Raw genomic sequence first — 25,030 nt, 5'->3', positions numbered from 1 at the left:
TCAGCCGACGTACGCCGCCAACAGCCGCGGCAGCTCGGCCGCGGGATCCTCGGTCAGGCCGCCGTGCACCGGCCCCGGCTGCACGACGGTGCTCCGAGGTGCACGCAGCAGCCCGAACCGGGTGCCGAGCGTGTCGGCCGCCTCGCGGGTGCCGTACGCCGTGGCGCGCGCCCCCACGGCGAGGTCGAGGCGCCCCTCGCCGCGGCACACCTCCTCGACGCCCCGCAGCGCCCGTCGGACCTGCGCGGGGTCCAGGCCCGGGTCGAGCGCGCGCAGCCGCTCGTCGTCGACGTGGGCGGCGCTGGCCAGGAACCCGGCCGCCTCGGAGTAGAGGACGACGCCCACGTTGAGGAACTCCTCGCGCTCCACGCGCGGGACGCAGCGCAGCACGACGTACTGGTAGCCGTTCACGCCCCGTCCTCCGGCAGCCACGGCCGCTCCCCCGACACCCGCGCGAGCAGGAAGGCGACGTAGCGCTCGCGCAGCGCCTCGGCGTCCTCGGCCCCCGGGACCGGCTCCAGCCACTCGTCGGGGACCTCGGCCAGCACCCGGCGCAGCGCCGTCTCGTCGACCCGGGCGGCCAGCGCCGTGTCCTGGGCGCGCGCCTGCGGGGTGAAGCGCCGCATGATGTGCTCGCTCGCGTCGTAGGCCTGGCCCGCGAACCGCTCGGGGCTGCCGCCACCGCCGGGCCAGCTGTGGTGGAAGTAGAGCGCCGCCCCGTGGTCGATGGCCCACAGCGCCCCGCTCCACAGCAGCAGGTTGGGGTTGCGCCAGGAGCGGTCGACGTTGGCGGTCAGGGCGTCGAGCCACAGCACGCGACCCGCGAGGTCGGGATCCGGCTCGTACGACGCGTCGTACCCGAAGGCGCGGTGCAGGAGGTCGACCCCCAGGTTGAGCCCGAGGCTCGCGGTGAGCAGGTCCTGGACCTCCTCGTCGGCCTCGTAGCGCGCGATGTCGCGCGCGAGGTCGACGCCCACCAGCTCGGGCACGGGCACGTCGACCAGCGCGGCCAGGCCGGCCACCACCACCTCGGCGACCAGGACGCGGACGCCCTGGCCGGCGCCGCGGAACTTGCAGACGTAGACGCCGAGGTCGTCGGCCTCGACCACGCCGGGGAGGGAGCCTCCCTCGCGCAGCGGCGTGACGTAGCGGGTGGCGCGGACCGATCTCATGCCGGCCTCACGCGTCGCTGTCCGCCTCGAGCCGCGCGCGCTGCTCGGCCACGTCGTAGTCAGGCGCCGGCCAGTCGAGCTCCATGCCGCGCAGCGCGTCGAGCAGCAGCCGGGCGACGGCCCAGTTGCGGTACCACTTGCGGTCGGCCGGGATGACGTACCAGGGCGCGGCGTCGGTGTGACAGCGCTCCAGCGCGGTCTCGTAGGCACGCTGGTAGTCGCGCCAGTGCTGGCGCTCGTCGACGTCACCGGGCTTGAACTTCCACTGCTTGTCCGGGTCGTCGAGCCGGGCCAGCAGCCGCTCGCGCTGGGTGTCCGCGGAGATGTGCAGGAAGCACTTGAGCACGATGGTGCCCGTCTCGACCAGGCTCTTCTCCCAGGCGTTGATCGCCTCGTAGCGCCGCTCGAGCTCCGGCTCGTCGACCAGCTCGTGCACCTTGTGGACGAGCACGTCCTCGTAGTGCGACCGGTCGAAGACGCCCACGACACCCGGCCCCGGCAGGGCCCGGTCGATCCGCCACAGGAAGTCGTGCCCGAGCTCCTCCTCGGTGGGCTTCTTGAAGGAGGTGATGCGCAGGCCGTTGGGGCTCAGCAGGCCGATCGCCTTCTCCACGACCCCGCCCTTGCCCGAGGTGTCCATGCCCTGCAGCACGACCAGCACGCGGCGCGCTCCGCCGGTGTAGGCGTGGGCGTACATCCGCTCCTGGAGGTCGGCGAGCTCCTCCCCCAGCGCGGCGAGCGCCCGCTGCCCGCCGGCCTTGTCGCCGTCCAGGACGGGGGTGGCGTCAGTGGGCAGGTCGGCCAGCCGGACCGGGCCCGGGGGCAGGCGCAGCTGGTCGGCCAGGGCGTAGCGGTCGTCGCGGTCGTCGCTCATGGGCCGAGTATGTCGGAGCAGCGGCCCGGTCAGCCCGCACCGCGCTCCACGTCGAGGTGGAGGTCGAGGAAGGCACGTAGCTTCGTGCTCGAGGTGTGGACCGTGTAGGGGAAGTAGACGACGTCGACCCCGATGGACGACATCTCGCGCTCCAGGGCGAGCCCCTTGGGAGCGTCCTTCCAGTCGTCGCCCTTGAAGATCGCGTCGAAGGGGCGGCGTTCCCAGGCGAGCCGCTTGTCGGCGGAGCTGTCGGCCACGACCTCGTCCGCGACACGCAGCGCCGCGATGATCTGCGTCCGCTCGATGAACGGGATCACGGGCGGCACCCCCTTCAGCCGCACGACGTACTCGTCCGTCGCCACCCCCACCACGAGCAGGTCACAGCGCTGGCTGGCCTCGTGCAGGATGTTGAGGTGTCCGACGTGGAACATGTCGAACACACCGCTCGCGTAGCCCACGCGGTACAAGGTCATGTCACTCCCCCGAGACACGTCTCGCTCGAGGCGCCACCCGTTCCCGGGCCACGCCGCGAGCCCCGACCAGGGCACCAACCCTAGGCAGACGCCGTCAGGACCGGCCCTGCGGGCTAGACCATTTGTCCCCAGGGCGTCACCTGACGAGCCATCGCGCGTTGTTCCGGCATACCGTCGTCGCGGCGGTCAACGGGGGCCGCTGGCCATGATGCATCGAGGTAACGTGCACCACTACTCAGCTCGCAAGACCACGGCGACGGCTGCCATCGGCAGCCTCCTGGCTGCCCTCCTGGTGGTGCTGGCCGGGCCACCGGCCCGGGCGCTCTCACCCGGGGTGCACTTCTCGAGCGCGGCGTCCTCGACGTGGCAGACGAATGGGAGGGTCTGGGCCCTCGGGCAGTCCGGTGGCAAGGTGGTCGCCGGTGGCGACTTCACCCAGCTCGTCCCCCCGGACGGCAGCGTGGCACCGGCGGTCCCGGCCAGTCGGTTGGCGGTCCTGGACGCCGAGTCGGGCGCCCCCGACCTGTGCCAGTTCGACGTCACCGGCGGCCCGGCCCCGACCGTCCGGGCCATCACCACCGCGACAGACGGCACCGTCTACGTCGCCGGCGAGTTCGGCAGCGTCAACGGCGTCGCCACCGGCCGCGTCGCCGCCCTCGACCTCACCACCTGCTCGGTCACCGCCTTCCGGGTGCCGACCGTGTCCTCGACCGTCCGCTCGCTGGCCATCACGGGCGACACCCTCTACCTCGGTGGTGACTTCCAGTCCGTCGGCGGCCTGCAGCGTCTGCGCTACGCCGCGGTCGACGTGCGCCAGCGCACGGTCCTCCCCTTCGTCGCCGACGTCGACGCCCCCGGGCGGGCGGTCGTGGTGTCCCCCGACGGCGCGAAGGTCGCCATCGGCGGGGACTTCTTCAACGTCAACGGCGTCTACTCCCACTCGATCGCGGTCGTGGACGGTCGCACCGGGGCCAACCTGCGGACCTACCCGGCCGGGTTCATCCACAACAACTCCGTGACCAAGCACATCTTCAGCGGTGACGACGGCCGCTTCTACGTCAGCAACGAGGGCACCGGCGGCGGGGTCTTCGACGGCCGCCTGGCCATCGACTGGACCACCCTCGACCAGGTGTGGCGCGACACCTGCCTGGGCGCCACGCAAGCGACGTACGAGTACTCGGGCACCCTCTACTCGGCCAGCCACGCCCACGACTGCAGCGCCGAGGCGTTCCAGGATGGCAAGCGCAACTACTTCATGGCGCAGAAGGCCTCCGACGCCACGCTGCTCGGCTGGGACCCGAAGACCAACGACGGCATCGGCGAAGGCATCGGGCCTCGTGCCCTCACCGTGGCCACGGGCAAGACCACCGGCAAGAAGTACCTCTGGGGCGGTGGCGAGTTCACCACCATCAACGGCAAGCCCCAGCGCGGGCTGGTGCGGTTCGGACCCGACGACGTCGTGAAGCCCCCGACGCCGGGCCCGGTGGTCGCCGAGGCGACCTCCGAGGCGGCCGTACAGGTGCGGTGGCGCACCGTCGTCGACCCCGACGACAGCGAGATCACCTACGAGGTCTACCGCAACGGCAACCCCGTCCCGGTGTGGGTCGGGCAGTCGAGCTCGCTGTGGTGGAAGCGGCCCCAAGTCTCCTTCGTCGACACGGCCGTCAGCCCGGGCACCACCTACAGCTACCGCGTGGTCGCGAGCGACGGCACCAACCGGTCGGCTCTCTCGACTGCGACGTCGGCCACGGCCCGCGCCGCTGCCGGGTCCTACGCCTCGACCGTGCGGGCCGACAACCCCACGCTCTACTGGACCGGCGCGACCAACGGCACCTGGGTCCAGGACGCGGGCGCCGGCGGCACGGCCACCCGCCGCCTCAACGGCCTCGGCGCGAAGGGCGCGACGACCAGCACCCAGGGCGCCGTGGCCGGGGACGCCTCGGGCTCGCTGGCCCTCGACGGCGTGGACGACTACGTCTGGAACGACGAGTACGCCGCTGCCCCCACGACGTGGAGCATCGAGACGTGGATCAAGACGACGACGCCCCGCGGCGGCAAGATCATCGGCTACGGCAGTGGCCGCCCGCGCACCGACACGGGGGCGACGCAGCTCAGCGGCAGCTACGACCGGCACCTGTACATGGAGGACGGCGGACGCGTGGCCCTCGGCGCCTACAACGGTTCCACCACCGTGCTCCGCACGCCCGCCGCGCTCAACGACGGCCAGTGGCACCACGTCGTGGGCACCCAGGGCAGCGGCGGCATGCAGCTGTTCGTCGACGGCCGCCGGGTCGCGACCAACGCCGTGTCCGCCGCCCAGGCCTACAAGGGCGTGTGGCACGTCGGCGGCGACAACCTCAACGGATGGCCCAACCGCCCGAGCAGCGACTTCTTCGCCGGCCAGGTCGACGAGACGGCCGTCTACCCCGGCGTGCTCCCCGCCCGGAGGATCACCGAGCACTTCCGAGCCGGTGGCGGCACCGTCAACGTGACCCCCCGCCCGACCGACGCCTACGGCGCGTCCGTCTACGACGACGACCCGTCGCTCTACTGGCGCCTGTCCGAGGCCGCCGGCACCACGGCGCAGGACTCGTCCTACTTCGCCGAGGCCCCTGGCACCTACGGCCCGGCGACGACCCGCGACGTGAGCGGGGCCGTCGAGGGCGACGGCGCCGTCCGCACGAGCGGCACCACCCTCGGGACCGTGGCCACACAGCAGCCGCTGTCCCCGACCCGAGTGTTCTCCGCCGAGGCCTGGTTCTCCACCACGACCCCGGGGGGCAAGATCCTGGGGTTCGAGAACGCCGCGGTCGGCAACGGCGCGAGCTACGACAAGATGCTCTACATGAGCGGCGACGGCCGCCTCACCTTCGGCACCTACAACGGCGCGATGTCGACCGTCAGGTCCGCCGCCCGCTACGACGACGGTGTCTTCCACCACGTCGTCGCGACCCAGGACGCCGCGGGCACCCGCCTGTACGTCGACGGCCAGCAGGTCGGCAGCAACTCCACCTCGACCGCGGAGACCGGCTCCGGCTACTGGCGCGTCGGCGGCGGCAACCTCAACGGGTGGCCCGACGCTCCGGCGAACACCTACTTCGCCGGCGCCGTGGACGAGTTCGCCGTCTACCCGACCGCCCTCACTGCGGCCCAGGTCTCGCAGCACTTCGGCACCGGCGTGGCCGACGCGACGCCCCCCACGGCCCCGTCCGCCCTCACGGCGTCGGTGTCGGGGGGCACGGTGACCCTGGGATGGACCGAGAGCCAGGACAACCTGCGCGTCTCCGGCTACCGCGTCTACCGGGGCGACTCGGAGACCTTCACACCCTCGGAGAGCAGGCTCGTCGGGGAGTCCACCTCGACCTCGTTCCAGCAGCCGGCTCCCGCTCCCGGCACCTACTACTACCGCGTCGTCGCCGTCGACGGCGCCGGCAACCAGAGCCTGCCCTCCTCGGCAGCCGCGGCCACCGTGGCCGACCGGACGCCGCCCTCGGCCCCGACCGGTCTCAGCGCGACGGCCCAGGGGGCCGGCGGCGCGACCGTCACGTGGAACGGATCCACCGACGACGTCGCGGTGACCGGCTACCAGGTCCACCGTGGCACGACCGCCGACTTCGAGGTCAGCAGCGCCACCAGGGTCGGCGAGACCACGTCGCCGTCCTTCGCGGACTCCGGCCTGCAGCGCGGGCGCTACTTCTACAAGGTGGTGGCCCAGGACGCGGCAGGCAACAGCAGCCAGCCGTCGGACTCGGTCGCCGTGGACGTCCCCGACTACAGCAAGCCCTCCACCCCCACCGACGTCTCGACGAGCGTCGCGGGGTCCGACGTGACCGTCTCCTGGGTTCCTTCCAGCGACGACGTGGGCATCGTCGGCTACACGGTCTACCGGGGCGCGAGCGCCGGGTTCGAGGTGGGCGAGGCCAGTCGTCTGGCCGACACCACCGACGCGTCCTACCAGGACCTCGGCCGACCGGCCGGCACCTCCTACTACAAGGTGGTCGCACGCGACGGTTCCGGCAACCGGAGCGAGCCCAGCGCGGCCGCGGCAGCCACCGTGGCAGCGCCGGCGGACTCGGTGGCGCCGTCGGTGCCGGCCGGCGTGTCGGCCGCGGTGGCCGGCGACGTCGTCTCGCTGTCGTGGTCCCCCAGCACCGACAACGTCGGGGTGGACGGCTACGACGTCCACCGAGGCACCACGGCCGACTTCGCGGTCGGGGCCGGCAACCGGGTCGGCCAGGTCACCTCGACCGCCTTCCAGCAAGGCGGCGTCGCGGCCGGCACCTACTACTACAAGGTGGTGGCACGCGACGCCGCCGGGAACACCAGCGCCGCCTCGAGCGCCGCCCGGGCCACGGTGGGTTCTGCACCCCCCTCGCAGCCGGTCACGCTGACGGTCAGAGCCACTGAAGACTCCCTGGCCAACCAAGCCGCCCCCACGACGACCTACGGCAGCAATGACCAGGTGGCAGCCCGGGGAGGCTCGAGTGCGCAGGAAGCGTTCATGCGGTTCGCAATGCCCGACACGCCCTCCGGAACAACTCTGACCGGAGCCGTGCTCCAGGTGCGCACCTCCAATGACGCTGCGGCGGCATCGACCGACACCACCCAGGCACGAGTGCTCCCCGGGGCGAGCTGGACCGAGGCTGCCCTGAACTGGAACAACCGCCCCACCGGTGTCGGCACCCTGTTCGCCACGCTGAGCGGCACCACCGCGCTCAACACCTTGTACAGGGCCACAGGAGACCCCACCGCACTGAGCCCTCTAGGCGGTCAGAACATCACCCTGCGCCTGAGCGGGTCCGGCAACGACAACCTGCGCCTACTCGCCCGCGAAGTCGGCTATCTCCCGTACGTCCCCACGCTCACCCTCACCTACACGCCGGGGGCCACCGAGCCGCCGGCGGACTCGGTGGCGCCGTCGGTGCCGGCCGGCGTGTCGGCCGCGGTGGCCGGCGACGTCGTCTCGCTGTCGTGGTCCCCCAGCACCGACAACGTCGGGGTGGACGGCTACGACGTCCACCGAGGCACCACGGCCGACTTCGCGGTCGGGGCCGGCAACCGGGTCGGCCAGGTCACCTCGACCGCCTTCCAGCAAGGCGGCGTCGCGGCCGGCACCTACTACTACAAGGTGGTGGCACGCGACGCCGCCGGGAACACCAGCGCCGCCTCGAGCGCCGCCCGGGCCACGGTGGGTTCTGCACCCCCCTCGCAGCCGGTCACGCTGACGGTCAGAGCCACTGAAGACTCCCTGGCCAACCAAGCCGCCCCCACGACGACCTACGGCAGCAATGACCAGGTGGCAGCCCGGGGAGGCTCGAGTGCGCAGGAAGCGTTCATGCGGTTCGCAATGCCCGACACGCCCTCCGGAACAACTCTGACCGGAGCCGTGCTCCAGGTGCGCACCTCCAATGACGCTGCGGCGGCATCGACCGACACCACCCAGGCACGAGTGCTCCCCGGGGCGAGCTGGACCGAGGCTGCCCTGAACTGGAACAACCGCCCCACCGGTGTCGGCACCCTGTTCGCCACGCTGAGCGGCACCACCGCGCTCAACACCTTGTACAGGGCCACAGGAGACCCCACCGCACTGAGCCCTCTAGGCGGTCAGAACATCACCCTGCGCCTGAGCGGGTCCGGCAACGACAACCTGCGCCTACTCGCCCGCGAAGTCGGCTATCTCCCGTACGTCCCCACGCTCACCCTCACCTACACCCCCGAATAGCCCCAGCTCGGCTGTTTGCAGCCGAGCCCGACAGGCCCCGAGCACCCCGGTGCTCGGGGCCTTCGTCGTCCCCGAGCACGACCGGGACGAAAAGTAGGCCAGTACTAGCAAGTTCGCGGTAAATGTCCGATTTGGACGAATCGCGGACTAGACCGTCTTACGCTACGGGAACCGGACATTAGGTGCATACCGCGCCCCGGTTCCGATCCGCAGCGTGAGCGAGGACCCCCGTGAAGAACAAGTTGTTGGCGAACATCGGCCTCTCCCTGGCCCTGGTCACCGTCGCGCTCGGCGGCGCGCTGCCGTCCACGGCCTCCACCGTGGCCTCGGCCTCGGTCCCCGCCGCCACCACGACGGCCGGGACAGACGTCACCGTGCGGCCCACCACCGCGACGTGGACGAGTGCAGCCCGGCCGCGGGCGAGTCACCAGGGCAGCCGCTACCTCGCTGTCACCCACCGCAACGCCACCTATCTCAAGTTCAGCGACCCCGCGCTGGCGCGTGCTGCCTCGGGTCGCGCCACCCTGGAGCTCAAGGTCGTGAGCTCGTCGGCGCGTTCCGGGAGTATCCGGGTGCAGTCCGTCGGTTCGGGCTGGAGCTCGCGCCTCACCCACCGCTCGGCGCGCGGCTTCTCCGGCCGGGTCGTCGGCACCGGTCCGACCCCCCGCTCCGGCGCGACCCTCGCGGTCCCGGTGCGACTGACCGGCTCCGCCACGGTGGCCCTCAAGATCACCCACTCCTCGGCCGTGCGACGCATCCTCTTCGCCAAGTCCGGTCAGTCCGGACCCCGGCTGCGCGTGACCACGGCCCGCACCGCCGCGGTCGAGAGCACGCGCACCTCGCCCGTCGTCTCGACCATCGTGCCGAGCGCCGATGCCATGGTGGCCTCGCTGAGCCCGTCCCAGAACTACGGAAGCCAGGACCAGCTCTCCTCCCGCGGTTCGGGCACCTCCCTGCTGGAGTCCTACCTGCGGTTCACCCTCCCGTCGGCTCCGTCGGGCACGACCCTGACGGGCGTGACGATGCAGGTCCGGACCTCGAACGACAGCACCGCGGCGTCCCGTGACACCACCCGTTTCGCGGTGCTCGACAACACCGGCTGGACCGAGACAGGGCTCACCTGGGCCAACCGGCCGACCGCCACGGGCGCGGCCCTGGCCTCGCTCGCGAACACGACTGCGCTGAACACGCTCTACCGCGCGACCGGCTCGGTCACCTCGCTGTCCGGCAAGCTGGGCAAGCCCGTGACCGTCCGCATGACGGGCAGCGGGCTCGACAACATCCGCGTTCTCTCCCGCGAGGTGGGCTACACGCCCTACATGCCGGCGCTCGTGCTCACCTTCTCCCCGACCACGACCGCGACGCCCACCGCCACGCCGACGCCGACCCCCACGCCCACTCCCACCCCCACTCCGACCCCCACGCCCACCACGGCCCCGGTCGCCGTCTCGGTGCCGGCCCCCAGCCCTACGGCCGCGCCCTCGCCGACCGCCTCCCCGACCCCGACCGCGTCTCCGAGCCCCACCGCGTCCCCGACGCCGACCACCTCGCCGTCGCCGACGGCGTCGCCGTCACCCACCACGGCGCCGGCCCCCACCACGCCCCCGGCCGAGCCGCAGGAGAGCGGGCGTCGCGTCTTCGCCCACTACTTCCCGCCCTACCCCGTCTCGCTCGACAACCAGACGTGGACCTCGGACTACTACGCCCGCAACTACCTCAGCGTCCTCGGTGAGGGCGGCAAGCACGCGGCCTACGGCGGCCTGCTCCGCGATCGCCCGCTGGGTGTCACGCCTGGCGGCAGCGACTACAAGATCGCCAACCTCCGCACCGAGGTGCGCCAGGCCAAGGCCGCCGGCATCGACGGCTTCACCCTCAACATCATGGGCGCGAGCGGCAGCAACTGGGACGCCGGCGTCAACCTGATGAAGGCGGCGCGCGACGTCGGCGGCTTCACCGTGGTCCCCAACGTCGACGCCAACGGCGGGATCGCCACCCTGACCCCGGACGCCGTGGCCGCGAAGCTCGCCGAGCTCTACACCTACTCGTCCGCGGAGAAGGTCGGCGGCGAGTTCCTGCTCTCCTCCTTCTACGCCGAGAAGAAGGGTGCGGCCTGGTGGGACCAGGTCGTCACGGCCCTCGAGGCCAAGTTCCAGGTCCCGGTCAAGTTCATGGCGGTTTTCCTCAATGCCTCGGACACCAACATGAAGGCCTTCGCCCCCTTCAGCTACGGGTTCAGCAACTGGGGGGTACGCACCCCGGACAGCGTCGAGCGGGCACCTGACTACGCCTCGAAGGCTCACGTCCTGGGTCGCAGGTGGATGGAGCCCGTCGCCTTCCAGGACGCCCGCCCCAAGTCCCTCACCTTCGCCGAGGCTGGCAACTCCGAGGCCTTCCGGGCCATGTGGTCCCGTGCCCGACGCGGTGCCGACATGGTGCAGGTCGTGACCTGGAACGACTACAGCGAGTCGACCCAGATCAATCCCTCGATGGCACACGGTCACGTCCTGACTGACCTGACCAAGTACTACTCCTCCTGGTTCAAGACGGGTGCCGCCCCGGCGATTACAGAGGACCACGTCTTCGTCACGCACCGTGTGCACCGATTCTCCGTTCTGGGAACGACCCTGGGTATCAACGCATGGACAAACACGCTGGGCGGCATGAGCAAGCCGCCTAGGGACACGGTCGAGGGGCTGGTCTTCCTCAAGCAGCCCGCCACCTTGAAGCTGGTGAGCGGCGGCAGCGCGCAGAGCTTCTCGCTCCCTGCCGGGAGCTCTGCGGTCACCATCCCGCTGCGGGACGGTGAGGTCCGCGCCACGCTGGTGCGAGACGGCGCCACCGTGATGGACCTGACGTCGAACCGCGACGTCACTGCCCTGCCGCTCGTCCAGGACTTCCAGTACTGGGCCTTCGGCCGCTAGTCGCAGGACCGAGCGGGGCGGTGGGAGCCGATCAGGCTCCCACCGCCCTGCTCAGCGTCTGCTCGAAGGCGTCGAGCGCCGCCGCCTCGGTGAGGTGACGACGACGGAACTCCCCGCCGGCTGCCCCCAGGGCGGCAGCGCGTCCGGGGTCCGACCCCAGGGACTCCGCTGCACCCAGCAGCGCCGCCGGGTCGCCCGCCGGCACGACGACGCCACCGCCGGAGAGCCCGACCTCGAGGGCCGTCGTGCTCGCCGGGCCCACGGCGGCGAGCACGGGCAGGCCCGTCGCGTAGTACGTCGTGAGCTTGCTCGGGACCGACATCTCGGTGAGGCCGGGCAGCTCGTTGACCAGCAGGACGTCGGCCGCGCCGAGGGCGCGCTCGAACTCGCCGTCGGGCAAGGGGTCGACGATCTGCAGCCGGTCGTTGGGATCGCGCCGCCGCAGGCTCTCGGCCTGGTTGCCGCCCCCGAGGAGGACGAACCGCACCCGCGACCGGCGGTCGGAGGCCAGCCTCGAGGCGTCCACGACGTTCTCCAGGCCCTGCTTGGCGCCCATGTTGCCGGCGTGGAGCACGACCACGTCGTCGTCCGCCCAGCCCAGCGAGGCGCGGGTGGCCCGGCGGTCGGGGTCGTCGGCGCCCTCGACGTGCGACCAGTTCCGGACGACGTCGATCGGCGTCGTGACGGCGAGGTCCTGCACGAGCCGGCTCCGGAACCGGTCGTGGATGACGACGGCACGGGTCGAGGCCTGCAGCAGCCCCCGCTCCACCGCCCGTACGACGCCCTGCTGCCGCGCGCTGCCACCCGTCTCCACCAGGCCCAGGGTGTAGATGTCCTGGACCCAGGTCACGACGGGGATCCGCGCGGCCCGGGCACGCGCCACGGTCATGCGGGCGGCGATCATGGCGGGGCTCACCGCGACGACCACGTCGGGACGGCCCCACCGCGTGAACGTGGAGCGGACACCGAAGTCCACCTCCATCGCCGCCCTGCGCAGGGTGCCGTGGTCGCCGGGCAGGTGGTGGCGCCTGCGCTCCACGGGGACACCGTCGACCTGCTCGCGCATGCGGCGGCCGGCGTACCCCTCGGGGACCTCCCACCACGGGTAGTGCGGGTAGCCGGTGACGACACGCACGTCGTGGCCACGGCGGGCGAGGCCCGAGGCCATGCCCGCGGTGTAGGGAGCGATGCCGGTCGGCTCAGGGGCGTAGTTGATGCCGACGAACAGGATCCTGCTGGCGCCCTCAGCCACCGCGGACGTCGTGTCCCTGCGCGCGGTACCACTCGTAGACCTCGGCGACACCGCGGTCGAGGGGCACGGTGGCCTCCCACCCCAGTCGCGCCAGGCGCGAGACGTCGAGCAGCTTGCGGGGGGTGCCGTCGGGCTTGCTCGCGTCGAAGGCGATCCGGCCACGGAAGCCCGTGACCGAGGCGACGAGCTCGGCCAGCTCGCGGATCGACAGGTCGCTCCCGGTGCCGACGTTGATGTGCGAGAGCATCGGCTCGGTGTTCGCCGCGTAGGTCTCGCGGTCGAGCTCCATGACGTGGACCGACGCGGCCGCCATGTCGTCCACGTGCAGGAACTCGCGGCGTGGTCGGCCACTGCCCCAGACCAGGACCTCCTCGGTGCCGTTGCGCGCGGCATCGTCGAACCGGCGGATCAGCGCGGGCAGCACGTGGCTGTTCTGGGGGTGGAAGTTGTCGCCCGGCCCGTAGAGGTTGGTGGGCATGACGCTGCGGTAGTCGCGGCCGTACTGCCGCGCGAAGCTCTCGCAGAGCTTGATGCCGGCGATCTTGGCGACGGCGTACGGCTCGTTGGTGGGCTCCAGCACCCCGGTGAGCAGGGTGTCCTCGGACATCGGCTGCGGTGCTTCGCGGGGGTAGATGCACGAGGACCCCAGGAGGAGCAGCCGGTCGACATCCTGGTCGTGGGCCGCCTTGATCACGTTGGCCTCGATCATCAGGTTGTGCCAGATGAAGTCGGCCGGGTAGGTGTTGTTGGCCTGGATCCCGCCGACCTTGGCGGCTGCCAGGTAGACCTCGTCCAGCGGCGTCCGTGCGAACCACTCGGTCACCTGGCGCTGGTCGACGAGGTCGACCTCGTCCCGGGTGGCGGTCACGAGCTCCACGTCGTCGCGGGCCTCGATCTGGCGCACGATGGCCGAGCCCACCATGCCCCGGTGGCCCGCCACGAACACGCGCTTGCGGGTCGTCATGGCGTCCTCACTCCCCCGCCGTCAGCGGTACGTCGAACCCGTGCTGCTTGAGCAGGGCGGTGCGCCGGGCAGCGTCGTGGTCGTGCTCGACCATCTCGCGCACCATCTCGCGCACCCCCACCGTGGGCTTCCAGCCCAGGTCGGCCTCCGCCAGGCGCGGGTCGCCGAGCAGGGTCTCCACCTCGGCGGGCCGGAAGTAGCGGGGGTCCACGCGCACCACCACGTCACCGGGACGCAGGCCGGGGGCGAGGTCGCCGTCGACCGCCTCCACGACGCCCACCTCCTCCACGCCGACGCCCTCGAACCGCAAGGTCACGCCCAGCGCCTCGGCGCTCCACCGGACGAAGTCGCGCACCGAGTGCTGCTCCCCGGTGGCGATGACGTAGTCCTTGGGCTGGTCCTGCTGCAGCAGCATCCACTGCAGCACCACGTAGTCCTTGGCGTGGCCCCAGTCGCGGAGGGCGTCCATGTTGCCGAGGTAGAGGCAGGAGTCGAGGCCCAGGGCGATGTGGGCGAGCCCGCGCGTGATCTTCCGGGTCACGAACGTCTCGCCCCGCCGGGGCGACTCGTGGTTGAAGAGGATCCCGTTGCAGGCGTACATGCCGTAGGACTCGCGGTAGTTGACCGTGATCCAGTAGGCGTAGAGCTTGGCGACGGCGTACGGCGAGCGCGGGTAGAACGGTGTCGTCTCGGTCTGCGGGGTCTCCTGCACGAGCCCGTAGAGCTCGCTCGTGGAGGCCTGGTAGAAGCGCACGGTGTCGGTCAGGCCGAGCAGCCGCACGGACTCCAGCAGCCGCAGGGTGCCGAGCCCGTCCACGTCGGCGGTGTACTCCGGCTGCTCGAAGCTCACGGCCACGTGCGACTGGGCGCCGAGGTTGTAGATCTCGTCGGGCCGGACGTCGCCGACGATCCTGGTGAGGTTGGAGGAGTCGGTGAGGTCGCCGTAGTGCAGGTGGAGCCGCGGGTCCGGCTCGTGAGGGTCCTCGTAGATGTGGTCGATGCGCTGGGTGTTGAGCATGGACGCGCGGCGCTTGATGCCGTGCACGTCGTACCCCTTCGCCAGCAGGTGCTCGGCCAGGTAGGAGCCGTCCTGACCGGTGATCCCGGTGATCAGTGCTGTCTTGGCCACGTGCCTCGTCCCCCAGATGGCATTCGGTCCGACCACCACGCGTGGACGACCCGTGGAGTCTAGCGACGGAAAACTGGGTCCTCGGCCCACTCCTGCCGCGCGGGTTGGGCACTGGTCCAGACGACCCCGACGCGACGTGGCGTTCCCTGGGGGGCCTCGCCTACCGTGGAGCCAGCCGGGCCCGCGGTGGGTCCGTCATCGCGTCGGAGCCGACGTCGGCAGGGAAGAAGCGCATGTGCACCTCCCGGAACCACCGTTCGACCAGGGTGGCGAGCATCGGCCTTCTGGTCCTCGCTCTGCTCGTGGCATGGACGGGTTGCCGCCCCGTCGTCCCGGGTGCTACACCCGGAGGTGGTGCGGGTGCCACCGAGGCAACCGTCTGGGCCCACTACTTTCCACCCTACCCAATCTCCATCGACGACGAGCCCGCCGAGTCCGACTACTACACGCGCAACTACCTCGACCCCGCGGGCGAGGGGGGCAGGCACGCGGCGTACGGCGGGCTGCTGCGCGACCGCCCCGTCCCGCGATCCCCGCGCGGGGAGGGCTTCCGGCTCGCGGACCTGCGCACCGAGGTTGAGCAGGCCAAGTCGGCCGGTATCGACGGGTTCATCCTCAACGTGATGACCCTGGACGGCAGCAACTGGCGGGCGGGGGTGGACCTGATGCAGGCGGCCACGGACGTGGGCGGGTTCCAGGTCGCGGTCTCGGTCGACGCCACCGCCTCGATCGGCAGGGCGGACCCCACTTTCGTGGCCGAACGGCTCGCCGAGCTCTACCGCTCCCCCGCCGCAGCCCGCACCGGCGGCGTGTTCCGCCTCGATTCGTTCGCCGCCGAGCGACGTCCCACGTCCTGGTGGCAGGCGCTGATCTTCGGTCTCCGGTCAGCGCACGGAATACGCGTGTCGTTCACCGCTGTGTTTCTCGACGCGAGCGACTCCAACTTGGCCGCATACGCTCCGTTCAGTCGCGGCTTCGGTCGCTGGGGAGAGCGAACAACGCGCGGGATGGAAGCCCACGTGGGTGACGCCGCCCGCGCCCACCGCCTCGGGCGCAGGTGGATGTCACCGATAGCTGTTCAGGATTCTCGACCCCGGGAACACATCTACGCTGAAGCCTCGAATACCGCCACGCTGCGGGCATCCTGGCGAAGCGCGATATCCGGTGGTGCGGACGAGGTTCAGATCGTCACGTGGAACGATTACAGCGAGTCCACCCACATAGCCCCGTCTGTCGCCCATGGCCAGGCGTTTCTCGACATACTTGAGTGGTACATCCGATGGTTCAAGGAGGGCAGCGCGCCCACCGTGGACCATGATCGCCTGTTCCTCACCCACCGAAACCAGTTGGCCGCAGCCGAGCCCCCGCCGGGGCAGGCAGGCATGCGGCCTAGCCTCGGCCCCGGAACGCCCGTGTCAGACCGTGCGGAAGCCCTCGTGTTCCTCAAGGCTCCAGCCGAAGTCGCGATATCGGTAGCCGGGTCGCAAACGTCTTTCCGTGCCGAGAAGGGCGTCTCCTCCTTCACAGTTCCCCTGGGTCCGGGGTCGGTCATGGCCCAGATCACCCGAGACGGAGTAACCGTGGCCAGACTCAGATCGCCCTTTACCGTGGCGCTCTCGCCACTGAATCTCGACCTGCAGTACTACGCCGTCGGCACCCAGTCTGATTGACCTGCGTCCGGCGGGGCCATAAGACACCGAACGGCCCGACTAGGATTGGGGCCATGGGACCAACGCTGGCACGATTCAGGGACGCTCTCAGCGTGGCAGCCACGATCCTGGCAGTAGTGGTCGTTGTCTCAGTCGTCTCGAAGCAGCCATCCACGGGCGCGCCGTTCGAAACCCCTGCTGTCCAGCCCCTCCCGTCCATCCTCCTCCTCGGGGATTCTTACGCCGCCGGAACCGGCGCGTCTTTGCCGGGCAAATCATGGGCTGGGCTTGTGAGCACGAATACCGATTGGACCGTGACCAATCTGGCGCGAGGGGGCACGGGCTTCCTCAAGAGTTACCAGACCGGGGGTTTCTCTGCGTGTGGCCAAGAAGAGTGCCCCGACTTCCAGACGATGGCGGAACGCGCCTACCGAGACGGTGTCGACCCTGACCTTATCGTCGTGTCGGGAGGGCGCAACGACCTGTCGCAACCAGTAGGTCAGGAGCAGACAGCAGTCCGGAGCCTCTTCCTGTTTCTGGAGAAGCGATTCCCACACGCTCGAATCGTGGCCACCAACCCCCTCTGGGATGCGTCGGACGCTCCTGCCGCCCTCAGCAAACTTGGCGACTACATCCGGGAAAGGGTAGGTGGGGCCAACTTCCTCGACTTGGGACAACCGCTAGCAGGACGACCCGATCGCGTTGCCGACGACGACGTGCACCCCAATGACCAAGGTCATGCTGCGATCGCCCGTGCTATCCGTCCCCTCCTCGGGGATGCCCTCAAAAATTGACAGGCCTGACGCGGGCGCTCCCAGTCGCGGCGACTGAACGACCCCGCGCCACGCCGCGTCGGCTTGTGCTCAGGCGTCCGACCTCGCACGGCTGCGTCCAGCCGGATCAGATCGAGGGGCCCGTTCGGCGTAGGCCCGGTTCCCCCGAGCTGAGCGGTTGCTCTGCGTGACGTACGAGCCGTAGTAAGTGCCCGAGGTGGCGTCCTTCGACATGGTGACGATGGTTCCGAGGACGGGAGCGTCGACCATCCCCATCCGTTCCACAGCGCGGCGCAGTTCGCGCACTTCCACCGTCCCCTCGGACACCACCATGACGGCACCGCCGGCGAATCTGGCCAGAAGTGTCGCGTCTGTCACAGGAATCAGCGGCGGCGCATCGATGATGGTCACCTCGAACCTGGTTCGAATCTCGTTCAGCAGCGTTTGTGCGCGCGACGACCCAAGCAGCTCGCTGGGATTCGGAGGGACCTCTCCAGCCAGCAAGACGCTCAGTCCATGATCACCCCAAGGCTGAAGGGCGTCGTCCAGTGAGAGAGACCGCGCGAGCACGCTGGTAAAGCCGACGCCGTCGACCAGGTTCATCGTCTCGGCCAGCCGCGGCTTGCGCAGGTCTGCTTCCACGAGGCAGACCCGAACTCCGTCCTCGGCCAGCGTGGCAGCGACATTGGCAGCAGTGGTGCTCTTGGCTTCGCCCGGTATTGACGAGGTGAAGAGGAAGACCTTATGGCCGTGGTCCATCTGGATGAAGCGCAGGTTGGTGCGGATCTGCCGGTACTGCTCGGCGCGCAGCGCATTCTCGGTAGCCGACGCCATGGGCCGCTTGTGCAGCGCACGGTGGCTGGTGATGGTGCCCAGCAAAGGAGCACCGGTAATCTCGACCGCTTGGTCGGCCGAACGCACCTTCCCCTTGATGAGGTCCCTCACAGCAAGGACGAGGACGGTCGCAGAGAGCATCAACAGCGCTCCCAGGACGATGACGAGGTTGGTGTGAGGCGAGGACGGGGACTGCGGCGGTACCGCTCGTTCCACAGGCTTCAGGCTGAGCGGTGTCGACGAGTTGCTCGAGCTAGGCGCCAACTGAGGAATTTCACGTGCCAGGCCTTGGGAGAGCGAGTTCGCAATGGCAGCGGCGCGCTGGGCCGAGGTGTCCACCACGGAAATCGTGATGATGGAAGTGTTCAGAGGCACCGTGGCTGACACGTGATCACGCAAATCACTGACTGTCATGGGAAGGTCGAGCGAGTCGACGATGTCCTCAAGCACGACTTCCCGGGTGACTACCGCGGCGAAGTTCCTTGCCTGATCTTGCGAGTAGCTCGCACCTTCCGCGATCTCGCTCGTGTTGCTTCCGTTGTTGACCGACACGAAGACCTCGGAGCGGGCGGTGTACTGCGGCGTCATGCTGCTGGCCAGGAGCGCGCCCAGTCCGGCGCCGACCGCCGTGACGGCGACGAGGGTGAGCCAGTTGAACCGTACGAGACCCCAGATGCCACGCAGCGTCATGGAAAGAAGACTCCTTGGTCGGCAGTGAACCCCTCGCCACGAGGGCCAGCCAGTCCCCGAGATCGGTCGGGCCAGCCGTGCGATGATAGCCCGCCCCGGGCACGGACCGGGGACTGATGGCAACGGAGGGCAGGTCTGCCGATGACCCGCGGTGGCGACAAGCTCCTCGGTGACCGCGGCGCGACCACCCTGGTAACCCAGCGAGCCGGGCCGGGGGTCGCCGGTCTGGTGGCCCTGGTGAGCGGCCTCGCTGTCCTGCTCCCATTGTGGCTGACAACGACCGTGCCCGACGTGGGCCGCTCCGACGCCTGGCGGATCACGCTAGTGGTGATGGCCGTGTACGGCGGGCGGCTCGCTTTCATCTGCTGCGCGAACCGCCCCCGGCTGTTCGACTTCTTCTTCTGCCTCTTCGTCTACCTCTTCCTCGGTCTCGCGCCGAGCGTCCAGATCCGTTCCGACCAGATCTCGGGAACCACTCCCGGCATGGACCCGGTCCTGGACAGGCCTGCCACATACATCGTGGTGGCGGGTCTGCTGGCCTACGAGGTGGGACGGTCCGCAGCGGTGGTGCGGTCCCGGGCCGTGCCTCCGACTGCTCGGGGCACCGCACGCACGCGAGCCAGGCCCGTTCCTGCCCGAGACACCGCTCCCCACCCCGCGCGGACCTACCTGCTTTACGCGGCCGGACTCGTCTTCCTGGCCTTCTTCGTCTCCCGCATCGGACCCGGCACGCTCATCGCCAGCCGGGACGCCGCCAGCGAGGCCACGTCGGCGGCGTTCCCCGACCCGTCAGTCAACGCGATCATCTCGGCCCTGGCGGTCTACCCGTTGCTCATCGGGACTGGGGCCCTGGTGCAGCTGCGGATCCGGTCGCGGGAGCCCACCCGGCGCGCCTGGCTCGCTGCTGTCGCCCTGGTGGGTGTCGCCCTGCTCCTGGTCAGCAACAATCCTGTGTCCACCGCCCGCTACGGCTTCGGCATCGTCGCCTTCGCGATCGCGGTCTACCTCGGCGCGGCGCGCACCCCCGCGCGCGCCCGAGCGCTGGGGCTTGGCACCATCGCGGCCTTCCTGTTCCTGTTCCCTCTGGCCGACGCGTTCCGGCGGGCTGACCAGACCGCCTCGTTCGCACGAGCAGGCTTCTTCGGCGAGTACCGCGCCAACCCGGACTACGACGCCTTCTGGCAGATCGCCAACAGCTACGCGTACTGGCACGACGGCCTGGTGGAGCCCCTGCGGCAGATAACCGGCAGCCTCCTGTTCTGGGTGCCACGCTCGATCTGGGCCGACAAGCCGACCGACACCGGCATCCTGCTGGCCCAGTACCGCAACTACTCCGTGGAGAACCTGTCGGCACCGATGTGGGCCGAGGGCATGATCAACCTCGGCCCCGCGGGCGTCTTGATCGTGTTCGTCCTGCTGGGCTACTGGCTGCAGCGGATGGACATCCGCCTCGCCGACCGACTGCACCTCGGGGACGTCTGGGGCATCGTCGGGGCCGTCTTCCCCGTGTTCCTGACCATCCTGCTGCGAGGGTCGCTCCTCCAGGCCACGGGCGGTCTGGTGGTCGCGATCGCCTGCGTCCTGTTCGTCCGGCGCTGGTCAGCCAGGTGAGATGACCTCGATGTAGGTGTTGGACAGACGGTCGGCCACCTCGGCCATGTCCATCTCCTGCTGAACGAGAGCACGGCCGCGGATCCCCATTGCAGCGGCTGCAACGGGGTCTGACAGTAGCCGATCGAGTGCCTCGACCAGCGACTCCTGGGACGCATCGACGACGATCCCCGCGCCGGCCCGAGCGATGGCCGGCGCGAGTCCGCAACTGTCGGTGACGAGTACAGGGAGACTGAGCGCCATGGCCTCGAGCACGGACATCGGGTAGGGCTCGTCGACCGCTGGGAGGACGTAGGAGCAGGCCTGGCGCATGGCGGCCTCGGTGTTCTCCGGCGCGACGGCCCCGGTCCAGCTCACGCGCGCTCCCCCTGCCACCGCCTGGCGGATCGCCTCCTTGACCGCGGCCCCCTCGCCCTCGTCTGGGCCCACCATCACGAACTCGACGTCCGGATGGCGCGAGGCCAGCACACGCGCAGCCTCGACGAAGGCCCCCGGACGCTTCCGCGGCGCCAGCCGCGCCAGGTAGAGGACCGTGCGGGACCCTCCGCCGGCCGGATCCGAGGGCAGGGGCACGCCGTTGTGGAGGACCGCGGTCCGTAGCCCGCTCGGCACCACCTGCTGTAACCCGTGCAGCTCTTCGAGGGTGAGGTGGAGGACGCGGCCGGCCGAGCGCAGGACCGGTCGGGTCATGGCCGCGTCCAACGGCACCGCCAGGGGGTTCGAGGTGGCGTCCACCATTCCGTGGGTTTGCAGGACGTACGGCACGCCCAGACGTCGCACCAGCCAGGCGGCGGGAAGCGTGACCAGGTCGCGCGCCAGGTGGACATGGACGACGTCGAAGTCCCGGGCGTGCCGACGCACCCACCGCCACAGACCCGGCGAGCCGACCCCGGCGAAGCCGGCGCCCGGGACGAGGGTCCGCGCGGGCCAGAGCATCGTCGGCACGCCGTCGACCTTGGTAGGCGGACCCGTCGAGCCCCAACCACGATGGGCGCCCACCAGCACGACGTCCCAGCCGGCCGACCGGAGGCTCCTCGCCTGGTTGACCGCCACCCTGACAGGCCCGCCGTACTCCCCGTGGGGCGTGACGAGCGTCACCACCGAGAGGACACGCTTGGGCTTGGCGGGCAGGTGACTCAGCTCCTGCTCTGCCGGACGACCGACGCGGGGGCGTGGACGACGTCGCCGACGGCCACGTCCTGGGTCACCAGTGCAGTGGCACCCACGACGGCGTCCGCGCCGATGCTCACCCCGCGCAGCACGGTGGCGCGCGCAGCGATCCACGCTCCGTCGGCCACCCGGATGGGGGCGTTGTCGAACTCGAAGCTGGGCGAACGTCTGTCGTGGCTCCCAGTGCAGAGCATTGCACCCTGGGAGACGCAAACGTCGTCACCAAGGACCACCGGCTCGAGGTTCAGGATCCACACCCCCTCCCCGATCCAGCAGTCGTTCCCGACCGTGAGCTTCCACGGCCAGTGCACGCGCACGTCGCCGCGCATCACGACGCCGTTGCCGACAGCGGCCCCGAACGCCCGTAGGATCGCCACACGGAGCCGCCCCGGACACCACCATGCCCTGACGACCAAGTTCGAGGTCGCGAACCAGGCAGCCTGCCAGGCTAGTGACCTACCCTTGTCTAGTTCATCCCTGTGAAGTCACCGAGAGAGCGGAACGTGGTCACGTCGGCATCCTACGGCTCACGGCCTGTCCGGTGATCGTTACTCGACACCCGGTCACGACACGCTGATGGTCCAGCCATCAGGCCGAGAGGCCAAGCTCACCCTCACGTGGGCAGGCGCACGTCGTCTGGCCACCTTCACCCTCCCCATGGCGCTGCTGACCATCGCGTCGCTACTGATTGTTCCTGCCCTCATCAAGGCGGACGGGGGTGCCGCGTGGGGTTCCATCGCGCTCGGGCAGTCGCTCGGCACGATTGGCTCGGTCGTGGTCGCATACGGCTGGCAGACCTCCGGGCCGGCGCTCGTCGCCATGGGCGACACCCGGACACGACGGACGGTCTTCTTCGACTCAGTGCGGCTGCGGCTGGCGCTCTACCTCCCAGTGGCGGCCGCGAGTGGGGCACTGGCGGCCGGGTTCGCCCATCAGCGCACCGATCTTGCGGTCGCGGGCGCCGTGACGACCGTCGGCATCGGCCTGACCTCGGGCTGGTTCTTCGTCGGGATGGCGCAGCCGTCGGGTCTGCTGTGGTTCGAGACCGTGCCGCGCGTCACCGGGACGGCTGCGGGGATCGGCTGGATGTATGCCGGTGGCAGCGCGCTGGAGGGCCTGCTGTGCCAGTTCGGCGGCATGCTCCTCGCCGCTGCAGTCTCCTGCGTCGCCGTCCACAGGGCGACCCGCAGCGGGTCGCCCGCCACGAGGTCCACCCTGCGCCAGGTGGCACGGGCGCACCGGCACGGCCTCGGGGCCACGGTGACCACGAACGTGTCTGCCGCAGCGCCCCTGGTCCTCGTGTCGCTCATCGCGCCCTCCTTGCAACCGGCCTATGCGCTGATCGACAAGCTGCAACGACAGATCACGGTCGGTCTCACGCCGCTGAACTCGCTACTCCAGGGCTGGGTACCGCGAGGCCCGACCCCGTTCGCGCGCATCGCGTCTGCGTCAAAACTGATCGCTTCCATGGCCGTTCCGCTTCTCGGCGGGGTGACCGTGGCCATGCCTTTCCTCGTGCGCTGGCTGGGCAACAGCCAGATCAGCGTCAGCCCCTGGGTGTACCCCCTTGCAGGCAGCATCGTGGCGCTCGCCTTCACTCAGCTGTGCCTGTCCAATGCCGTGCTGTCCACACTGCAGCGCCTCGACACCGTCAGCCGGGCCACCGCGGTCGGCGCCGTCGTCGGTCTGCCGTTAACTGCCCTGGGGGCCACCATCTCGATCGAGGCGACCCTGGGCGGTGTCGTGGCGGGGCTGGTGGTGCGCGTCACTATGTCCTCGATCGCGGTGCGACGCGAGCTGCGGCGCAACGCCCTACGCGCCGAGGCAGCCGCCACGCCCGAGCGGATCCCTCAGCCCTGAGGCCCCGCGAGCGCCCGGAGCTCGCCCCACCACTTGGCGCTCAGCAGCACGAGCAGGACCGCGTTGACCACCGCCAGCAGCGTGTACGCCGCGGCGAAGACACCGACGGCCCCCCACAGCACGAAGAACAGCGTCTGGATGCCGTAGTCGGCCGGCAGCAGCCCGACGGCACGCACCCACGAGGGTCCGCCCTGTCCCTCGCTCCTGGTGACGCCGGCCACGCGCTTGAGCAGCGCCACGATGGTGAGCCCGGCGAACATCACCACGGCCACGAGCTGGAAGAACAGCGGGACCAGCAGCAGCCCGTCGGAGAGGTCCGTGAAGCGGTACCAGCCGACCAGCACCCCGGCGTGCACCACCACCATCTTGCCCGCGTCGATGACGTGGTCGAGCCACTCCCCTCCCGGGGAGGAACGCGACTGCAGGCGCGCCACCTGGCCGTCCGCCGAGTCCAGGACGAAGCCCCAGGCCAGCAGCTGCCACACCAGCACCCCCGACCACCACGTCGGCGGCACGAGGGCCAGGACCGCGACCCCGGCCAGGGTGACCACGGCGGAGAGCAGGCTGACGAGGTTGGGGGACAGGCCCAGCGTGTGGGCCGCGGCCGCGACCAGGCGACCGAGAGGGCGGTTGACGAAGCGGGAGTACAGCGAGACCCCTCGCTGGGACTTCTGCCGGGCGCCCAGCGCGGACACGGCGTCGCGGTATGCCGTCATCCGTCTCTCGCCCCCAGCCAGACCTGCGTCGACCCCCAACGCGCTCCCAACCTACGAGAGCGACCGGACGACGTCCAACCACCGTGCACAGGACGTTACGGTCGGGAGCGTGGACCTCCCCGTGATGCCGCCCGTGCGGCCGATGCTCGCCAAGTCCGTCAAGGGCGTGCCCGACCCGGCACGGCACGACGGCGGGTTGCTGTTCGAGCCCAAGTGGGACGGCTTCCGCTGCCTGGTCTTCCGCGACGGCGACGAGGTCGAGCTGGCCTCGCGCAACACCAAGCCGCTGACGCGCTACTTCCCCGAGGTCGTCGCGGCCGTGCTGGAGCAGCTGCCGGAGCGGTGCGTGCTCGACGGCGAGCTGTTCGTGGCGATCGGGCCCCGCCTGGAGTTCGAGGTGCTGCAGGAGCGCATCCATCCCGCGGAGTCGCGCATCACGATGCTCTCGGGGAAGACCCCCGCGTCCTACGTCGCCTTCGACCTGCTGGCCATCGGCGACGAGTCGCTCGTGGACCGTCCGCTCGCGGAGCGCCGCGCCCGGCTCGAGGCCGAGCTCGCCCACCTCGACGGCGTCGCCGGGTCGATCCACCTCACCCGCACCACGACCGACCCGGTCGAGGCCGAGCAGTGGTTTGAGCAGTTCGAGGGCGCCGGTCTCGACGGGGTGATGGCCAAGCCGCTGTCCTCGGCGTACGTCGAGAACGGCCGCACCATGTTCAAGGTCAAGCACGCCCGCACCGCCGACGTCGTCGTCGCGGGCTACCGCTTGCACAAGAACTCCACCCCCGAGCGGCCGCTGCTCGGCTCCCTGCTGCTCGGGCTCCACGACGGCGACCGGCTCCAGCACGTCGGCGTGGCCGCGTCCTTCACCGAGGCCCGCCGGGCCGAGCTGGTCGAGGAGCTGGCCCCGCTGGAGTGCTCGATCGAGGACCACCCGTGGTCGGCCTGGGCCGGCGACGCGATCGCCAACCCCGACCGGGTGCCGGGCACCCAGAGCCGCTGGAGCGTCGGCAAGGACCTGTCGTTCACCCCGCTGCGGCCCGAGCGGGTGCTCGAGGTCGGCTACGAGCACATGGAGGGCAGCCGGTTCCGGCACACGGCCCAGTTCAAGCGCTGGCGCCCCGACCGGGACCCGGGGTCCTGCGGCTACGAGCAGCTCGAGGAGCCCGTGGGCTACGACCTCACTAGGGTGTTGGGGACCCGACCGTGAGGAGCCCCGC

18 protein-coding genes are annotated in these 25,030 nt (G+C 70.5%); 7 read left to right on the top strand and 11 right to left on the bottom strand.

Annotated features, from left to right (window positions below; translation table 11 throughout):
• From EDD33_RS20270 to EDD33_RS06735, 4 genes are read right to left on the bottom strand one after another with little or no spacing between them, the layout of a single operon-like run.
• The gene (locus EDD33_RS20270) at nucleotides 1-411 is read right to left on the bottom strand and encodes a DUF3037 domain-containing protein (protein WP_123389656.1); all 411 of its coding nucleotides are present in this window, start codon (nucleotides 409-411) and stop codon (nucleotides 1-3) included.
• Nucleotides 408-1,172, bottom strand: a complete 765-nt coding sequence (locus EDD33_RS06745; protein ID WP_123389655.1) for a HipA family kinase — start codon at nucleotides 1,170-1,172, stop codon at nucleotides 408-410. Before EDD33_RS06745 ends, EDD33_RS20270 begins: the two co-directional genes overlap by 4 nt.
• A 7-nt stretch (nucleotides 1,173-1,179) precedes the next feature.
• Nucleotides 1,180-2,046: a PPK2 family polyphosphate kinase gene (locus tag EDD33_RS06740; RefSeq protein ID WP_123389654.1), complete on the bottom strand. Its 867-nt coding sequence runs from the start codon at nucleotides 2,044-2,046 to the stop codon at nucleotides 1,180-1,182.
• Nucleotides 2,047-2,075: 29 nt separating this feature from the next.
• Nucleotides 2,076-2,519 (bottom strand): FAD synthase family protein, encoded by a 444-nt coding sequence (locus EDD33_RS06735; RefSeq protein ID WP_123389653.1) that lies wholly within the window; start codon nucleotides 2,517-2,519, stop codon nucleotides 2,076-2,078.
• A gap of 223 nt (nucleotides 2,520-2,742) precedes the next feature.
• On the opposite strand from EDD33_RS06735, the gene EDD33_RS06730 reads away from it, so the two are divergent.
• Entirely contained in the window at nucleotides 2,743-8,241 is a 5,499-nt protein-coding gene (locus EDD33_RS06730; RefSeq protein WP_211332444.1) for a LamG-like jellyroll fold domain-containing protein, read from the top strand.
• A gap of 230 nt (nucleotides 8,242-8,471) precedes the next feature.
• On the top strand, nucleotides 8,472-11,162 hold the full coding sequence (locus EDD33_RS06725) for a glycoside hydrolase family 71 protein (RefSeq protein ID WP_123389651.1): 2,691 nt from the start codon (nucleotides 8,472-8,474) through the stop codon (nucleotides 11,160-11,162).
• Between the two features lie 31 nt (nucleotides 11,163-11,193).
• Here EDD33_RS06725 and EDD33_RS06720 read toward each other — a convergent pair whose 3' ends face one another.
• The 3 genes from EDD33_RS06720 to gmd are packed head-to-tail and all read right to left on the bottom strand — an operon-like array spanning nucleotide 11,194 to nucleotide 14,507.
• Nucleotides 11,194-12,414, bottom strand: a complete 1,221-nt coding sequence (locus EDD33_RS06720) for a glycosyltransferase (RefSeq protein ID WP_211332443.1) — start codon at nucleotides 12,412-12,414, stop codon at nucleotides 11,194-11,196.
• Nucleotides 12,407-13,378, bottom strand: coding sequence for a GDP-L-fucose synthase (fcl, locus tag EDD33_RS06715; RefSeq protein WP_123389650.1), 972 nt, complete (start codon nucleotides 13,376-13,378; stop codon nucleotides 12,407-12,409). The genes EDD33_RS06720 and fcl overlap by 8 nt, the downstream gene beginning before the upstream one ends.
• Before the next feature lie 7 nt (nucleotides 13,379-13,385).
• Entirely contained in the window at nucleotides 13,386-14,507 is a 1,122-nt protein-coding gene (gene gmd, locus EDD33_RS06710; protein ID WP_123389649.1) for a GDP-mannose 4,6-dehydratase, read from the bottom strand.
• Between the two features lie 266 nt (nucleotides 14,508-14,773).
• Here gmd and EDD33_RS06705 point away from each other — a divergent pair, with 266 nt between their 5' ends.
• Nucleotides 14,774-16,177, top strand: coding sequence for an endo-1,3-alpha-glucanase family glycosylhydrolase (locus tag EDD33_RS06705; RefSeq protein WP_170169718.1), 1,404 nt, complete (start codon nucleotides 14,774-14,776; stop codon nucleotides 16,175-16,177).
• A gap of 92 nt (nucleotides 16,178-16,269) precedes the next feature.
• Nucleotides 16,270-16,950 (top strand): SGNH/GDSL hydrolase family protein, encoded by a 681-nt coding sequence (locus EDD33_RS06700; protein WP_170169717.1) that lies wholly within the window; start codon nucleotides 16,270-16,272, stop codon nucleotides 16,948-16,950.
• Nucleotides 16,951-17,019: 69 nt separating this feature from the next.
• On the opposite strand, the gene EDD33_RS06695 is transcribed toward EDD33_RS06700, so the two are convergent.
• Entirely contained in the window at nucleotides 17,020-18,453 is a 1,434-nt protein-coding gene (locus EDD33_RS06695; RefSeq protein WP_123389646.1) for a tyrosine-protein kinase domain-containing protein, read from the bottom strand.
• 141 nt (nucleotides 18,454-18,594) lie between these two features.
• Between EDD33_RS06695 and EDD33_RS06690 the strand changes: the two genes are divergently transcribed.
• On the top strand, nucleotides 18,595-20,064 hold the full coding sequence (locus tag EDD33_RS06690; protein WP_123389645.1) for an oligosaccharide repeat unit polymerase: 1,470 nt from the start codon (nucleotides 18,595-18,597) through the stop codon (nucleotides 20,062-20,064).
• On the opposite strand, the gene EDD33_RS06685 is transcribed toward EDD33_RS06690, so the two are convergent.
• Entirely contained in the window at nucleotides 20,053-21,162 is a 1,110-nt protein-coding gene (locus tag EDD33_RS06685; protein WP_211332442.1) for a glycosyltransferase, read from the bottom strand. The genes EDD33_RS06690 and EDD33_RS06685 overlap by 12 nt on opposite strands.
• 38 nt (nucleotides 21,163-21,200) lie before the next feature.
• On the bottom strand, nucleotides 21,201-21,611 hold the full coding sequence (locus tag EDD33_RS06680) for a DapH/DapD/GlmU-related protein (protein WP_246003399.1): 411 nt from the start codon (nucleotides 21,609-21,611) through the stop codon (nucleotides 21,201-21,203).
• Between the two features lie 280 nt (nucleotides 21,612-21,891).
• Here EDD33_RS06680 and EDD33_RS06675 point away from each other — a divergent pair, with 280 nt between their 5' ends.
• Entirely contained in the window at nucleotides 21,892-23,094 is a 1,203-nt protein-coding gene (locus EDD33_RS06675) for a hypothetical protein (RefSeq protein ID WP_148076956.1), read from the top strand.
• On the opposite strand, the gene EDD33_RS06670 is transcribed toward EDD33_RS06675, so the two are convergent.
• Nucleotides 23,085-23,810 carry a CDP-alcohol phosphatidyltransferase family protein gene (locus EDD33_RS06670; protein WP_123389643.1) on the bottom strand — a complete coding sequence of 242 codons (726 nt, stop codon included), beginning with the start codon at nucleotides 23,808-23,810 and terminating at the stop codon, nucleotides 23,085-23,087. The genes EDD33_RS06675 and EDD33_RS06670 overlap by 10 nt on opposite strands.
• A 109-nt stretch (nucleotides 23,811-23,919) precedes the next feature.
• Between EDD33_RS06670 and EDD33_RS06665 the strand changes: the two genes are divergently transcribed.
• Complete coding sequence (locus EDD33_RS06665; protein ID WP_123389642.1) at nucleotides 23,920-25,020, top strand: ATP-dependent DNA ligase; 1,101 nt, start codon at nucleotides 23,920-23,922, stop codon at nucleotides 25,018-25,020.
• The last annotated feature ends 10 nt before the right edge of the window (nucleotides 25,021-25,030 follow it).

Origin of the sequence: Nocardioides aurantiacus (assembly GCF_003752505.1) — a bacterium.
Taxonomy (GTDB): Bacteria; Actinomycetota; Actinomycetes; order Propionibacteriales; family Nocardioidaceae; genus Marmoricola; species Marmoricola aurantiacus.
This window is presented reverse-complemented; position numbering and strand designations above follow the sequence as displayed.

What these genes read in the sequence shown, in the direction of transcription:
- EDD33_RS06675 (WP_148076956.1), top strand. Translation starts at nt 21,892, where the DNA reads ATGGCGCTGCTGACCATCGCGTCGCTACTGATTGTTCCTGCCCTCATC.
- fcl (WP_123389650.1), bottom strand. Translation starts at nt 13,378, where the DNA reads ATGACGACCCGCAAGCGCGTGTTCGTGGCGGGCCACCGGGGCATGGTG.
- EDD33_RS06735 (WP_123389653.1), bottom strand. Translation starts at nt 2,519, where the DNA reads ATGACCTTGTACCGCGTGGGCTACGCGAGCGGTGTGTTCGACATGTTC.
- EDD33_RS06670 (WP_123389643.1), bottom strand. Translation starts at nt 23,810, where the DNA reads ATGACGGCATACCGCGACGCCGTGTCCGCGCTGGGCGCCCGGCAGAAG.
- EDD33_RS06745 (WP_123389655.1), bottom strand. Translation starts at nt 1,172, where the DNA reads ATGAGATCGGTCCGCGCCACCCGCTACGTCACGCCGCTGCGCGAGGGA.
- EDD33_RS06695 (WP_123389646.1), bottom strand. Translation starts at nt 18,453, where the DNA reads ATGACGCTGCGTGGCATCTGGGGTCTCGTACGGTTCAACTGGCTCACC.
- EDD33_RS06740 (WP_123389654.1), bottom strand. Translation starts at nt 2,046, where the DNA reads ATGAGCGACGACCGCGACGACCGCTACGCCCTGGCCGACCAGCTGCGC.
- EDD33_RS06690 (WP_123389645.1), top strand. Translation starts at nt 18,595, where the DNA reads ATGACCCGCGGTGGCGACAAGCTCCTCGGTGACCGCGGCGCGACCACC.